The sequence below is a fragment of the Citrobacter sp. Cpo037 genome, assembly GCF_030332945.1.
GTDB lineage: Bacteria > Pseudomonadota > Gammaproteobacteria > Enterobacterales > Enterobacteriaceae > Citrobacter > Citrobacter portucalensis.
On the sequence record NZ_JAOWGW010000072.1, the window covers coordinates 43,357 to 57,342 of the forward strand.

Here is a 13,986-nt window from a genome sequence, read left to right on the forward strand (position 1 = left end):
ATGGAAATTAATGAAAAACTGCTGCGCCAGATAATTGAAGATGTGTTGTCTGAAATGCAGACCAGCGACAAACCCGTCTCTTTCCGCGCATCTACAGCGGCAAGCGCACCTCAGGCTGCGGCGACACAGGGAGACAGCTTTCTGACCGAGATTGGTGAAGCCAAACAAGGCCAGCAACAGGACGAAGTGATTATTGCCGTAGGGCCGGCGTTCGGGCTCTCGCAAACCGTCAATATCGTAGGGATCCCGCATAAGAATATCTTGCGCGAAGTGATTGCCGGTATTGAAGAAGAAGGCATTAAAGCGCGCGTTATCCGCTGCTTTAAATCCTCCGATGTGGCGTTTGTCGCCGTTGAGGGGAACCGTCTGAGCGGTTCCGGGATCTCTATCGGCATCCAGTCAAAAGGTACCACGGTTATCCACCAGCAGGGGTTACCGCCGCTTTCAAACCTGGAGCTGTTCCCTCAGGCACCTCTTCTGACGCTGGAAACCTATCGTCAGATCGGTAAAAACGCCGCGCGTTATGCCAAGCGTGAATCTCCGCAACCAGTCCCTACTTTGAATGACCAGATGGCCCGTCCTAAGTACCAGGCGAAATCAGCCATTCTGCACATTAAAGAGACCAAATACGTTGTGACAGGCAAAAACCCGCAGGAACTGCGCGTGGCGCTTTGATAAAGGATACCTCCATGAATACCGACGCAATTGAATCGATGGTTCGGGATGTGTTGAGCCGGATGAACAGCCTGCAAGGCGAGTCCGCAACTCCGCCCGCGGTGAGTTCATCAGCACATACCGCGAAAGTCACGGATTACCCTCTCGCGAATAAACATCCTGAGTGGGTAAAAACTGCGACCAACAAAACGCTGGACGACTTCACGCTTGAAAATGTTCTGAGCAACAAAGTGACCGCGCAGGACATGCGCATCACCCCTGAAACACTGCGCCTGCAGGCGGAAATCGCCAAAGATGCCGGACGTGACAGGCTGGCGATGAACTTCGAGCGCGCAGCCGAGCTAACCGCTGTTCCTGACGATCGCATTCTTGAGATCTACAACGCGCTGCGCCCGTATCGCTCAACAAAAGATGAGCTGATGGCTATCGCCGACGATCTCGAAAATCGTTATCAGGCAAAAATCTGTGCAGCTTTCGTTCGTGAAGCGGCAGCGCTGTACGTTGAGCGTAAAAAACTCAAAGGCGACGACTAACTCAGGGAAAGGATCATGCGATATATAGCTGGCATTGACATAGGCAACTCATCAACGGAAGTCGCTCTGGCTACTCTCGATGAGTCTGGCGTGCTGAGCATCACCGGCAGCGCGCTGGCAGAAACCACCGGAATTAAGGGCACATTACGTAATGTGTTTGGCATTCAGGAGGCCCTTACGCTGGCGGCAAAAAACGCCGGTATCAATGTCAGTGATATTTCGCTCATCCGTATTAACGAAGCCACCCCGGTCATTGGCGATGTGGCGATGGAAACAATAACCGAAACCATCATCACTGAATCCACCATGATCGGCCATAACCCTAAAACACCGGGCGGTGTCGGGTTAGGCGTGGGCGTCACTATTACGCCGGAAGACCTTCTCAGTCGTCCGGCGGATACGCCCTATATTCTGGTGGTGTCATCGGCATTTGATTTCGCCGATGTCGCTACGATGATTAATGCCTCCGTCCGTGCTGGATACCAGTTGACTGGTGTTATTTTACAACAGGACGATGGCGTGTTGGTCAGCAATCGTCTGACTCACCCCCTGCCCATCGTCGATGAAGTCCTTCATATCGACCGTATCCCGTTGGGGATGCTGGCTGCCATTGAGGTCGCTGTACCAGGAAAGGTCATTGAAACCCTTTCTAACCCCTACGGCATTGCAACTGTCTTTGGCCTCAATGCCGATGAGACTAAAAACATTGTTCCGATGGCACGGGCGCTGATCGGCAACCGTTCAGCCGTGGTGGTGAAAACGCCGTCAGGTGATGTGAAAGCGCGAGCGATTCCTGCCGGAAATCTGGAGCTACAGTCTCAAGGTCGTACCGTACGGGTCGACGTTGCCGCGGGCGCCGAAGCGATTATGAAAGCGGTTGGTGAATGCCCAAAACTGGATAACGTTACCGGAGAAGCTGGCACCAATATTGGCGGCATGCTGGAGCATGTGCGCCAGACGATGGCTGAATTAACCAACAAACCCAGTCATGAAATTTTTATTCAGGATCTGCTGGCGGTCGATACCTCGGTTCCCGTCAGCGTGACGGGTGGACTTGCAGGTGAGTTCTCACTGGAACAGGCTGTCGGCATAGCCTCCATGGTGAAATCAGACCGTCTGCAAATGGCGATGATTGCACAAGAGATCACGCAAAAGCTCAACATTGACGTCCAGGTTGGCGGGGCCGAAGCCGAAGCTGCCATTCTGGGAGCCTTAACAACTCCGGGCACAACACGACCACTGGCTATTCTGGATCTCGGCGCGGGTTCAACCGACGCTTCTATCATCAATCCTAAGGGCGAAATTATTGCCACGCACCTGGCAGGCGCAGGCGATATGGTCACGATGATCATTGCCCGTGAACTGGGTCTGGATGACCGTTATCTCGCTGAAGAGATTAAAAAGTATCCGTTGGCGAAAGTTGAGAGCTTGTTCCACCTTCGCCACGAAGACGGCAGCGTTCAGTTCTTCCCTACGCCTCTCCCACCAACGGTTTTTGCGCGCGTGTGCGTAGTGAAACCCGATGAACTGGTGCCACTGCCTGGTGAACTGGCGCTGGAGAAAGTACGGGCCATTCGTCGAAGCGCCAAGGAGCGTGTTTTCGTTACTAACGCACTCAGAGCGCTACGTCAGGTCAGTCCGACCGGGAACATTCGGGATATTCCCTTTGTGGTGCTGGTTGGCGGCTCATCTCTGGATTTTGAAGTTCCACAGCTGGTCACCGATGCTCTGGCGCATTATCGACTGGTTGCCGGGCGCGGCAACATTCGTGGTACCGAAGGTCCGCGCAATGCGGTTGCGACAGGACTGATTCTCTCCTGGCATAAGGCATTCGCTCATGGAAAGTAATCTCACCACACCAGCCATCGTTATCTTCACCAGTGCTGACTGTGCTGACGTCTGGAATGACGTACTGCTGGGTATTGAAGAAGAAGGGATCCCTTTTGTGATTCAGGAGAGTGGCTCAGCTGACGTTATCCACAACGCATGGTTGGCCGCCTGCCAGTCTCCATTGCTGGTCGGTATTGGCTGTAGCCGCGAAAAACTGGTCGTGCACTACAAAAACTTACCCACGTCAGCACCACTTTTTACGCTGACGTATCAACAAAATAGCCACAATCGCCGCAGCATTGGTAACAACGCTGCGCGGCTGGTTAAAGGCATTCCGTTCCGGGAATGCCACTCATAACCCATAGGAGAAAAGCAGTATGAATAACGCACTGGGACTGGTTGAAACAAAAGGGCTTGTCGGCGCTATTGAAGCCGCTGATGCCATGGTGAAATCCGCAAACGTGCAGTTGGTTGGTTACGAAAAAATCGGCTCTGGCCTTATCACCGTTATGGTTCGCGGTGATGTCGGCGCGGTGAAAGCAGCCGTAGATGCAGGAAGCGCAGCCGCAAGCGCCGTTGGTGAGGTGAAATCCTGCCACGTTATCCCGCGTCCGCACAGCGACGTTGAAGCCATTTTACCTAAATCCGCATAAGTCGTTGCAACCAAGGAGCACAGCGTGAAGCAATCACTGGGATTACTTGAAGTTAGTGGTCTGGCATTAGCCATCAGTTGCGCGGACGTCATGGCGAAAGCCGCCTCCATCACGCTGGTGGGCCTCGAAAAAACCAACGGCTCAGGCTGGACGGTGATCAAGATAATCGGGGATGTGGCCTCCGTCCAGGCGGCCATTTCCACCGGTGTCAGTTTCGCTGACCAGCGAAATGGACTGGTGGCTCACAAAGTCATTTCCAGACCCGGGGACGGGATCCTGTCGCATAGCGTTGCCCTGGAGCCTGAGCCAACGCCAGAACCCATACCAGCCGTACCGCATGAAGAGATATTTGTAGTCCATGATGTACTCGAAGCCCCGCAAGATGCAGAGTTGATTAGCTGCAATTTGTGTCTTGATCCTGCCTGCCCTCGCCAAAAAGGCGAGCCGCGCACGCTTTGTCTTCACTCTGGCAAACGAGGTGAAGCGTAATGGATAAACAGCAACTGGAGACCACTGTCGCTAAGGTTCTGGATGAAATGCGCGAGCGCCCGATTCCGCTGGGGATCTCTAATCGTCATATTCATCTGTGCGCTGAAGATTATGGTCGCTTGTTTCCCAATCACCCCATTAGTGAGAAAAAAGGGCTATTGCAGCCAGGACAATATGCAGCAGAGCAGACTGTCACGCTGGTGGGGCCAAAAGGTCAGTTAAAAAATGTGCGTTTACTCGGCCCGCTGCGCAGTACCAGCCAGGTCGAAATTTCTCGTACCGACGCCCGCACGTTGGGAATTGCTGCTCCGCTGCGGATGTCGGGCAATATTCAGGGCACACCCGGTGTTCGTCTCGTCAGCCCATTTGCTGAACTGGACTTAGCATCCGGGGTGATCGTCGCCCAACGGCATATCCATATGTCGCCGCTCGATGCTCTGATTCTGCGGTTTTCCCATGGTGATAGAGTCTCGGTCGCCATTAATGGCGATGAACGTCGACTGATTTTCGATAACGTCGCCGTACGCGTTTCGCCGGATATGCGCCTCGAAATGCATATCGATACAGACGAAGCCAATGCTGCAGGCGCTGATAATCCCCAGGCATTCGCCACACTGGTGACCTCACGATGAACAACGAACTGCTGCAACGCATTATCGAGGAGGTTGTTTCCCGATTAAAAAAACGCGCGGAAAGCACGCTCACTCTTAGCGTCGCGCAGTTACGGGAAATCGATTCACGGACAGTATGCTGCCAGTACTCGTCGCTCCATCTCCAGCAAGTGGATCTGCCATTACTGGAGCGAATTGCCGAAGGCTGCCCAGCCAACATGTCGGTGAGAAAGATTCACGACGCGCTGGCATGCGGAGTCCGCGTGAAAATTTCACTACAACACCGATTATTACCCGCAATCCCCGTGAAAAAACTCGCACGTCTACCGCTGGAGTTCAATGACGAACGGGGACGAATCATCTTTTTGCATCCTGAGAAGCTTCTCAGCTATGCCGACGTCGCCCAATTAAGGGATGGCGTACTGGTGTTGCGCCGTCGGTGTGTCGTGACGACTCTGGCTCAGGAAGCAGTCAGTCTGCGAAATGTCCAACTAATTAAGCAGGAGTGAGCTATGCATCTGGCACGGGTTACAGGCGTTGTGGTTTCCACGCAAAAATCCCCATCACTGGTGGGAAAAAAACTGTTGCTGGTACGTCGGGTAAGTGCTGACGGAGAGCTTCCTGCGTCCCCTGTGAGTGGAGATGAAGTCGCTGTTGATTCTGTCGGCGCGGGAACTGGCGAACTGGTATTACTCAGCAGCGGCTCCAGCGCCAGACACGTTTTTTCTGGCCCTAATGAGGCCATCGATCTGGCTATCGTCGGCATTGTCGACACGCTTTCTCGTTAGGAGGAACTATGGCGATTTATACCCGTACTGGTGATGCCGGAACAACAGCCCTCTTTACCGGACAGCGCGTGAGCAAAACGCATCCACGCGTGGAAGCCTACGGTACGCTGGACGAACTGAATGCGGCGCTAAGTCTGTGCATTTGTGCAGCGAAAAACCCGCAGCACCGGCAGTTACTTGAAAATATCCAGCTGCAGCTTTTTTGGTTCAGCGCCGAACTGGCAAGCGAAAGCGAAGAACCAACGCCAGAGCAGCGCTACATCAGCTCGGAAGAAATTGCGGCACTGGAAGCTGCCATCGATACCGCAATGGGAAGAGTACCGCCGCTGCGCAGCTTTATTTTACCTGGCCGCAGCGAAGCCGCCAGCCGACTGCACTTTGCCCGTACGCTGGCACGCCGCGCAGAGAGACGACTGGTCGAGCTCTCCACCGAGATATCCGTCAGACACGTGCTGATGCGTTATATCAATCGCCTGTCCGACTGCTTATATGCGCTTGCACGAGCAGAAGATCATGACGCCCATCAAAACGACATCATTCAGAAAGTGGCTGAGCGCTATCTCGCTGCCGTTCAAGCACCAGCCATAAAGGAGCCGACTATGTCTCTGTCTTTTCAGGAGCTCCACCAACTCACTCGCGCTGCGGTGACGAGAGCAGAAGAACTTCAGGTTCCGATCGTCATTAGCATTGTTGATGCGAACGGGACCCAAATGGTGACTTGGCGCATGCCTGACGCATTACTCGTGAGTAGCGAACTGGCACCCAAAAAAGCCTGGACTGCCGTGGCGATGAAAACCGCCACACATAAGCTGACATCAGCAGTTCAACCCGGTGCTGCGCTTTACGGTCTGGAAAGCCATATGCAGGGAAAAGTCGTCACCTTCGGTGGCGGGTACGCATTATGGCGTGAGGGTTTACTCCTCGGGGGTCTTGGCATCAGCGGAGGAAGCGTTGAACAGGATATGGACATTGCAGAAACGGCCATTGCGGCGATTAACGTGAGAACACATCAATGAATACTTCAGAACTTGAAACCCTTATTCGTAACATTTTGAGTGAGCAACTCGCCCCGGCAAAAGCAGAAGTTAAGGGTAACGGTATTTTTCCGTCCGTTGGCGAAGCGATCGATGCCGCGCATCAGGCTTTTCTGCGTTACCAGCAATGTCCATTGAAAACCCGCAGCGCCATCATAAACGCCCTGCGCGAAGAACTGACGCCTCATCTTGCTTCACTGGCCGCTGAGAGCGCTGCCGAAACGGGTATGGGCAACAAAGAGGATAAGTTCCTTAAAAATAAAGCCGCGCTGGACAACACTCCGGGTATCGAAGATCTCACCACCACGGCGCTAACCGGCGATGGCGGCATGGTGTTATTCGAGTATTCACCGTTTGGCGTGATTGGCTCTGTCGCCCCCAGTACTAACCCGACAGAGACCATTATTAACAACAGCATCAGCATGCTGGCGGCAGGGAATAGCGTTTATTTCAGTCCGCATCCGGGTGCTAAAAAGGTTTCACTCAAGCTGATTGCCATGATTGAAGATATTGCTTTCCGTTGCTGCGGAATTCGTAATCTTGTCGTCACGGTCACAGAACCCACTTTTGAGGCTACCCAGCAGATGATGGCGCACCCTAAAATCGCAGTTCTGGCGATTACCGGTGGCCCAGGCATTGTTGCTATGGGCATGAAAAGCGGGAAAAAAGTCATCGGCGCAGGCGCAGGAAATCCACCCTGCATTGTTGATGAAACAGCCGACCTGGTTAAGGCGGCGGAAGATATCATCAATGGCGCATCCTTTGATTACAACCTCCCCTGCATTGCTGAGAAGAGCCTGATTGTTGTTGATGCCGTTGCCGAACGACTGGTTCAACAGATGCAGTCTTTTGGTGCGATGCTTCTCAATAGCGTAGAGGTAGACAAACTGCGTGCTGTCTGTCTACCAGAAGGCATAGCCAATAAAAAACTGGTGGGTAAAAGCCCGGCAACCTTACTGGAAGCAGCAGGAATACCGGTTCCGGCAAAAGCACCTCGACTACTGACAGGCATCGTCAAGGCTGACGACCCGTGGGTTACCAGCGAGCAATTAATGCCAATGCTCCCCGTCGTAACAGTGAGCGATTTTGACAGTGCATTAACGTTGGCCCTGGAGGTTGAAGAGGGATTGCATCACACCGCCATTATGCATTCGCAAAATGTGTCACGTTTGAACCTTGCCGCGCGCACGCTTCAGACCTCCATCTTTGTGAAAAATGGCCCCTCTTACGCCGGGATCGGCGTTGGTGGTGAAGGTTTTACAACCTTCACTATTGCGACGCCAACCGGTGAAGGAACAACATCTGCGCGCACTTTCGCACGCTCTCGTCGTTGCGTGCTGACAAACGGTTTTTCTATTCGCTAATGGGGCCGTTATGAATAGCTTTTCACTGCAAACTCGATTGTACAGCGGCCAGGGAAGTCTGGATGTGCTCAAGCGTTTCACGAATAAGCATATCTGGATTATCTGCGATGGTTTTCTCGCACGTTCTCCCCTGATTGAAAAGCTGCGCAACGCTCTGCCAGCGGATAACCGCATCAGCATTTTCAGCGATATCACCCCCGATCCCACCATCGGTACGGTAGTACAAGGGATTGCACAAATGCAGTCCCTGCGACCGGACGTCGTGATGGGTTTTGGTGGCGGCTCAGCACTGGACGCCGCAAAAGCCATCGTCTGGTTCAGCCGACAGTTCGGTATTGAAATTGAAACCTGTGTTGCAATTCCCACCACCAGCGGCACAGGCTCCGAGGTAACCAGTGCCTGCGTGATTAGCGATCCGGATAAAGGCATTAAATACCCATTGTTCAATAACGCACTTTACCCGGACATGGCCATTCTTGATCCAACGTTGGTCGTCAGCGTACCACCTGCCATCACCGCGAATACCGGCATGGACGTGTTAACGCATGCACTGGAGGCTTACGTATCCACGAAGGCCAGTGACTTCACCGATGCACTGGCTGAAAAAGCGGCTCAAATCGTCTTCCAGTACCTGCCTGTCGCCGTCAGCAAAGGCGACTGTCTGGCAACCAGGGGGAAAATGCACAATGCGTCAACGCTCGCGGGAATGGCATTTAGTCAGGCTGGACTGGGGATCAATCATGCGATTGCCCATCAGTTGGGTGGTCAGTTTCATCTGCCGCATGGACTTGCCAATGCGCTGCTGCTGACCCATGTCATTCATTTTAATGCCCGCGATCCGCGGGCTGCGAAGCGCTATGCCCGTTTTGCTAAAGCCTGCCATTTATGCCCGGATAACGCGAACGATACAGCGGCATTGAATGCGCTCATCCATCACATCGAGCTACTCAAAAAACAGTGTGCGTTGCCTTCTTTTGTTGACGCGCTTAAAGACGGAAAGCAAGTCTGGTCACAACGTATCCCGTCGATGGTTCAGGCCGCGCTGGCTGACGTCACGCTGCAAACCAATCCTTGTGTTGCCGACGCCAGTGCCATGCAGGAACTGCTTGAGGAATTATTATGAAGACAGCCATGACGGCAGAGTCCACGCTCTATGATGCGCAGACCATTCGTGAACGCGTTCGCGCAGCGGGTGTTGTCGGAGCCGGAGGCGCAGGCTTTCCTGCTCACGTAAAATTACAGGCGCAGGTCGATACCTTTCTGGTCAATGCGGCTGAATGTGAGCCAATGCTGAAAGTTGACCAGCAGTTGATGTCCGTCCAGGCTGAGCGACTTATCCGCGGCGTTCAATATGCCATGACGGCTACCGGAGCCAGTGCCGGAATTATTGCACTCAAAGAGAAATACCAGAAGGCTATCAATGCATTAACGCCCCTTCTGCCTACCGGGATCCGCTTACATATTTTGCCTGATGTCTACCCGGCTGGTGACGAGGTTCTGACCATCTGGATGTCAACAGGTCGGAGAGTTCCGCCTGCCGCGCTGCCGGTCAGCGTCGGCGTGGTGGTCAATAACGTCCAGACCGTGCTCAACATCGCCAGAGCAGTTGAGCAGCAGTACCCCGTTACGCGTCGTACCCTGACCGTTAACGGCGCAGTCGCCAGTCCTATCACACTCACAGTCCCTATCGGAATGTCTTTACGTGACGTTCTGGCGCTGGCCGGGGGTGCAACCGTTGACGATCCCGGCTTTATTAACGGTGGTCCGATGATGGGCGGCCTGATTACTTCACTGGATACCCCTGTCAGCAAGACCACCGGGGGCCTGCTGGTTTTGCCTAAGTCTCATGCGTTGATTCAGCGGCGGATGCAGGATGAACGCACCGTGCTTTCTGTAGCAAAGACCGTTTGCGAGCAGTGCCGTTTGTGTACGGATTTGTGCCCGAGGCATTTGATCGGTCATGAATTATCCCCGCATCTGCTGGTTCGTGCGGTTAATTATCAGCAGGCGGCCACACCGCAACTGCTGCTCACGGCCCTGACCTGTTCAGAATGCAATGTGTGTGAAAGCGTAGCCTGTCCGGTTGGGATTTCACCGATGCGCATCAACCGTATGCTTAAACGTGAATTGCGGGCGCTCAACCACCGTTATGAAGGGCCGCTAAATCCTGAGGATGAAATGGCGAAGTACCGGCTGATCCCAGTTAAACGCCTTATTACCAAACTGGGTCTTAGCGACTGGTATCACGATGCGCCACTGGCTGAAACTGATTATTCCACAAATAAAACGACGCTGTTGTTACGCCAGCATATAGGTGCCAGCGCCATCCCATGTGTAGAACAAGGCGAACGCGTTGTTCGCGGTCAATGTGTTGCCGATGTGCCCTCCGGTGCATTAGGCGCGCCTGTTCACGCCAGTATTGACGGTATTGTCAGCGAAATCACTGAGCAATCCATCACGGTAATTAGAGGTTAATCATGTCTCAGGCTATAGGGATTTTAGAACTCACCAGCATTGCCAAAGGAATGGAAGCTGGCGATGCCATGTTAAAAAGCGCGAATGTGAATTTACTGGTCAGCAAGACCATCTGCCCGGGAAAATTTCTACTCATGCTCGGTGGTGACGTAGGTGCCGTACAACAGGCGATTGCCACTGGAACATCTCTTGCTGGTGATATGCTCGTTGACAGTCTGGTACTCCCCAACATTCATGCCAGCGTACTCCCCGCAATCAGCGGACTAAACAGCGTGGATAAGCGTCAGGCTGTTGGTATTGTCGAAACATGGAGCGTTGCTGCCTGCATCTGCGCCGCCGACCGGGCGGTTAAAGCCTCCAACGTCACGCTGGTACGCGTCCATATGGCATTTGGTATTGGCGGCAAGTGCTACATGGTCGTTGCTGGCGATGTATCCGATGTGAATAACGCGGTGACGGTTGCCAGTGAAAGTGCGGGTGAAAAAGGCCTGCTGGTTTACCGCTCGGTCATACCCCGCCCGCATGAAAGCATGTGGCGACAAATGGTGGAGGGATAATGGAAAGACAACCCACCACGGATCGAATGATTCAGGAATATGTACCTGGCAAACAGGTCACGCTGGCGCATCTTATTGCTAATCCAGGTAAAGATTTGTTCAAGAAACTGGGATTACCCGATTCGCTTTCCGCAATCGGTATTCTGACCATTACCCCCAGCGAAGCCTCAATCATCGCCTGTGATATCGCCACGAAATCCGGGGCGGTAGAGATTGGTTTTCTCGACCGGTTTACCGGCGCGGTGGTACTGACGGGTGATGTTTCTGCCGTTGAGTACGCACTGAAACAGGTAACCCGAACGCTGGGCGAAATGATGCGTTTTACCGCGTGTCCCATCACCCGGACGTAATCTCATGAAACGTATCATGCTAATTGGCCCCAGCCAGTGCGGTAAAACGTCGCTCACGCAGTGCATGCGGGGAGAGGCACTTCACTATCAGAAGACCCAGGCCATAGTCTGGTCTCCTACGACAATAGACACGCCGGGTGAATATCTTGAGAACCGCTGCCTGTACAGTGCGCTGCTGGCCAGCGCCTGTGAAGCAGACATTATTGCGCTGGTACTAAATGCTGACGCGCCGTGGTCACCATTTTCTCCCGGTTTTACCGGACCAATGAACCGACCCGTTATTGGCCTCGTTACCAAAGCCGATTTAGCCAACCCGCAGCGTATTTCTCTTGCGGAGAGTTGGTTAGTTCAGGCTGGTGCGCAAAAAGTATTTGTCACCAGCGCGCTGGAGAATACCGGGGTCGATGAGATGTTCATTTTTCTGAATGCAAAGGAACCTTCATGTCTCACAAAATAATGGCCATTAATGCAGGTAGTTCCTCGCTTAAATTTCAACTACTGGCGATGTCGCAGGGTGAAATGATCTGTCAGGGGTTGATTGAACGTATCGGTTTGTCTGATGCGCAAGTCACCCTAAAAACGCCAGCGCAGAAATGGCAGGAGACTTTGCCCGTAGCCGATCACCGTGAAGCCGTAACGTTGCTCCTGGAAAAACTGCTCAACCACCACATTATCAGCAGTCTGGATGAGATCGACGGCGTGGGCCATCGCGTCGCGCACGGCGGGGAATCCTTTAAAGACTCAGCGCTGGTAACTGATGAAACGCTGGCAGAAATCGAGCGCCTCGCGGAACTGGCTCCTCTGCATAACCCGGTCAATGCGCTGGGGATCGCGGTATTCCGCCAGCTATTGCCCAAAACGCCAGCCGTTGCGGTGTTCGACACCGCCTTTCATCAAACGCTTGATGAGCCTTCTTTCATCTATCCCCTGCCCTGGCGTTACTATGCAGAGTTGGGTATTCGTCGCTATGGTTTTCATGGTACCAGCCACAAATACGTTAGCTCACAGCTTGCTGAAAAACTGGGTGTACCACTCAGCGCCCTGCGCGTTGTTTGTTGTCATCTGGGCAACGGCAGCAGCATCTGCGCCATCAAAGGCGGACAATCGGTGAATACGTCAATGGGCTTTACGCCGCAGTCTGGCGTGATGATGGGCACGCGAAGTGGCGATATCGATCCGTCCATTTTACCGTGGATTGCCCTGCGAGAAGGCAAAACACCGCAGCAGCTCAACCAATTGCTCAACAATGAGTCCGGATTGCTCGGTGTTTCTGGTATCTCACCTGACTACCGCGACGTTGAACATGCCGCAGATACGGGCAATCACCAGGCTGCGCTGGCGTTGACGCTTTTTGCTGAGCGCATTCGTGCCACCATTGGTAGCTATATTATGCAGATGGGCGGTCTGGATGCCCTGGTGTTTACCGGTGGTATTGGCGAAAACTCCGCACGGGCGCGCGCTGCGATCTGTCGTAATCTGAATTTCCTGGGTCTGGCCGTTGATGAGGAAAAAAATCAGCGTAATGCCACCTTCATTCAGACGGAAAATGCGATGGTCAAAGTAGCAGTGATTAATACCAATGAAGAGCTAATGATTGCGCAAGACGTTATGCGTTTAGCGATATCTGAAACTGTGACATTGGGCATTCCTGCATAATACTGCCGCACCGCAAATTGCGGCAAATCATGGTAATAGCGCGATCGCCATGACACTATGCGCCGAGGATTGCTGATCACATAGGTGAAGACGTGGCTGTTGCGCAATGTCCCGCATCGTGCGGAGAACTTATCCAGGGCTGGATACTGGGCAGTGAGAAATTGGTCTCCTGCCCGGTTGAATGGTATAGCACCGTTGAGGTCACTTCAGGTTCACCGCTGACAGATGAACGTCCACTTTCGCGGGCGATGGTTGAGAGGTTATTGCTGCACTGGCAATACCCGGCACAAATGAGTCAGGATATTCGAATTGATGTCCAGTCAACCATTCCTGTCGCTAAAGGGATGGCCAGCAGCACAGCGGATATCGCCGCCACGGCAATCGCCACGGCGCAGTATCTGGGGCATCAGCTAGACGAATCCACTCTGGCGCAGCTTTGCGTTTCGCTGGAACCTACCGACAGCACCGTTTTCCGCCAGCTTACGCTGTTCGATCATAACGATGCCTCCACGCAAATTGCCTGTGAAGCCCAGCCTCAACTCGATCTGCTGGTTCTCGAAAGTCCGGAAACCTTGCTTACTGCTGATTATCACCGTACTCCACGCCAGTCAGGATTACTGGCAGGCGCTCCAGCGCTGAAACGCGCATGGGAAAAGGTACAGGAAGCCTGTATCAGTCAAAATCCCTATCGGATGGGTGAAGCCGCCACGCTGAGCGCGATCGCCAGCCAGTTGCTGTTACCTAAACCAAATTTTGATTCACTTTTAGCGCTGGTAGAAGAATGTGATTTATACGGTGTCAACGTTGCGCACAGTGGCAGCGTAGTCGGTCTGATGCTCGACAGAAAGCGTCATGATGTGGACTACATAAAATGGATGCTGACGCAGAAAAAATTGACGGAGCACTGGCCGGAACAGCATTTGTTGCGGATGGTAACTGGCGGGGTCGAACTGCAATAAGGGCCGCCGCTA

18 protein-coding genes are annotated in these 13,986 nt (G+C 53.3%); all 18 read left to right on the forward strand.

Annotation, left to right across the window (positions count from 1 at the left end):
• The 18 genes from pduD (at window position 1) to OGX94_RS17975 (ending at window position 13,974) form a co-directional block, all read left to right on the forward strand.
• The gene (gene pduD, locus OGX94_RS17890) at window positions 1-675 is read left to right on the forward strand and encodes a propanediol dehydratase medium subunit PduD (protein ID WP_003834131.1); all 675 of its coding nucleotides are present in this window, start codon (window positions 1-3) and stop codon (window positions 673-675) included.
• A 14-nt stretch (window positions 676-689) separates the two neighbouring features.
• The gene (gene pduE, locus OGX94_RS17895) at window positions 690-1,208 is read left to right on the forward strand and encodes a propanediol dehydratase small subunit PduE (protein WP_003834133.1); all 519 of its coding nucleotides are present in this window, start codon (window positions 690-692) and stop codon (window positions 1,206-1,208) included.
• A 15-nt stretch (window positions 1,209-1,223) separates the two neighbouring features.
• Window positions 1,224-3,056: a diol dehydratase reactivase subunit alpha gene (locus tag OGX94_RS17900; protein WP_003839013.1), complete on the forward strand. Its 1,833-nt coding sequence runs from the start codon at window positions 1,224-1,226 to the stop codon at window positions 3,054-3,056.
• Window positions 3,046-3,396, forward strand: coding sequence for a glycerol dehydratase reactivase beta/small subunit family protein (locus OGX94_RS17905; protein WP_257661861.1), 351 nt, complete (start codon window positions 3,046-3,048; stop codon window positions 3,394-3,396). Before OGX94_RS17900 ends, OGX94_RS17905 begins: the two co-directional genes overlap by 11 nt.
• Before the next feature lie 19 nt (window positions 3,397-3,415).
• The gene (gene pduJ / locus OGX94_RS17910; protein ID WP_001057752.1) at window positions 3,416-3,691 is read left to right on the forward strand and encodes a propanediol utilization microcompartment protein PduJ; all 276 of its coding nucleotides are present in this window, start codon (window positions 3,416-3,418) and stop codon (window positions 3,689-3,691) included.
• Between the two features lie 24 nt (window positions 3,692-3,715).
• Window positions 3,716-4,180: a BMC domain-containing protein gene (locus tag OGX94_RS17915; protein ID WP_257661860.1), complete on the forward strand. Its 465-nt coding sequence runs from the start codon at window positions 3,716-3,718 to the stop codon at window positions 4,178-4,180.
• On the forward strand, window positions 4,180-4,812 hold the full coding sequence (locus tag OGX94_RS17920; protein ID WP_286569658.1) for a phosphate propanoyltransferase: 633 nt from the start codon (window positions 4,180-4,182) through the stop codon (window positions 4,810-4,812). Before OGX94_RS17915 ends, OGX94_RS17920 begins: the two co-directional genes overlap by 1 nt.
• Window positions 4,809-5,300, forward strand: coding sequence for a microcompartment protein PduM (pduM, locus tag OGX94_RS17925; RefSeq protein ID WP_257661859.1), 492 nt, complete (start codon window positions 4,809-4,811; stop codon window positions 5,298-5,300). The genes OGX94_RS17920 and pduM overlap by 4 nt, the downstream gene beginning before the upstream one ends.
• Before the next feature lie 3 nt (window positions 5,301-5,303).
• Complete coding sequence (locus OGX94_RS17930; protein ID WP_003030211.1) at window positions 5,304-5,579, forward strand: EutN/CcmL family microcompartment protein; 276 nt, start codon at window positions 5,304-5,306, stop codon at window positions 5,577-5,579.
• Window positions 5,580-5,587: 8 nt separating this feature from the next.
• The gene (gene pduO, locus OGX94_RS17935) at window positions 5,588-6,595 is read left to right on the forward strand and encodes a two-domain cob(I)yrinic acid a,c-diamide adenosyltransferase PduO (RefSeq protein ID WP_148361808.1); all 1,008 of its coding nucleotides are present in this window, start codon (window positions 5,588-5,590) and stop codon (window positions 6,593-6,595) included.
• The gene (gene pduP / locus OGX94_RS17940) at window positions 6,592-7,977 is read left to right on the forward strand and encodes a CoA-acylating propionaldehyde dehydrogenase PduP (RefSeq protein WP_257661858.1); all 1,386 of its coding nucleotides are present in this window, start codon (window positions 6,592-6,594) and stop codon (window positions 7,975-7,977) included. The genes pduO and pduP overlap by 4 nt, the downstream gene beginning before the upstream one ends.
• A 10-nt stretch (window positions 7,978-7,987) precedes the next feature.
• Entirely contained in the window at window positions 7,988-9,100 is a 1,113-nt protein-coding gene (locus OGX94_RS17945) for a 1-propanol dehydrogenase PduQ (protein ID WP_257661857.1), read from the forward strand.
• A complete protein-coding gene (gene pduS / locus OGX94_RS17950; protein ID WP_257661856.1) occupies window positions 9,097-10,452 on the forward strand; it encodes a cobalamin reductase PduS in 1,356 nt (451 codons plus the stop codon). The genes OGX94_RS17945 and pduS overlap by 4 nt, the downstream gene beginning before the upstream one ends.
• A 2-nt stretch (window positions 10,453-10,454) precedes the next feature.
• The gene (gene pduT / locus OGX94_RS17955; protein ID WP_003030201.1) at window positions 10,455-11,009 is read left to right on the forward strand and encodes a propanediol utilization microcompartment protein PduT; all 555 of its coding nucleotides are present in this window, start codon (window positions 10,455-10,457) and stop codon (window positions 11,007-11,009) included.
• On the forward strand, window positions 11,009-11,359 hold the full coding sequence (gene pduU, locus OGX94_RS17960) for a propanediol utilization microcompartment protein PduU (protein ID WP_003834168.1): 351 nt from the start codon (window positions 11,009-11,011) through the stop codon (window positions 11,357-11,359). The genes pduT and pduU overlap by 1 nt, the downstream gene beginning before the upstream one ends.
• A 4-nt stretch (window positions 11,360-11,363) precedes the next feature.
• Window positions 11,364-11,816: a propanediol utilization protein PduV gene (gene pduV / locus OGX94_RS17965; protein ID WP_126317739.1), complete on the forward strand. Its 453-nt coding sequence runs from the start codon at window positions 11,364-11,366 to the stop codon at window positions 11,814-11,816.
• Window positions 11,801-13,015: an acetate/propionate family kinase gene (locus OGX94_RS17970; RefSeq protein WP_257661855.1), complete on the forward strand. Its 1,215-nt coding sequence runs from the start codon at window positions 11,801-11,803 to the stop codon at window positions 13,013-13,015. Before pduV ends, OGX94_RS17970 begins: the two co-directional genes overlap by 16 nt.
• 92 nt (window positions 13,016-13,107) lie before the next feature.
• Window positions 13,108-13,974, forward strand: coding sequence for a GHMP family kinase ATP-binding protein (locus OGX94_RS17975; RefSeq protein ID WP_003834174.1), 867 nt, complete (start codon window positions 13,108-13,110; stop codon window positions 13,972-13,974).
• Window positions 13,975-13,986: the final 12 nt, after the last annotated feature.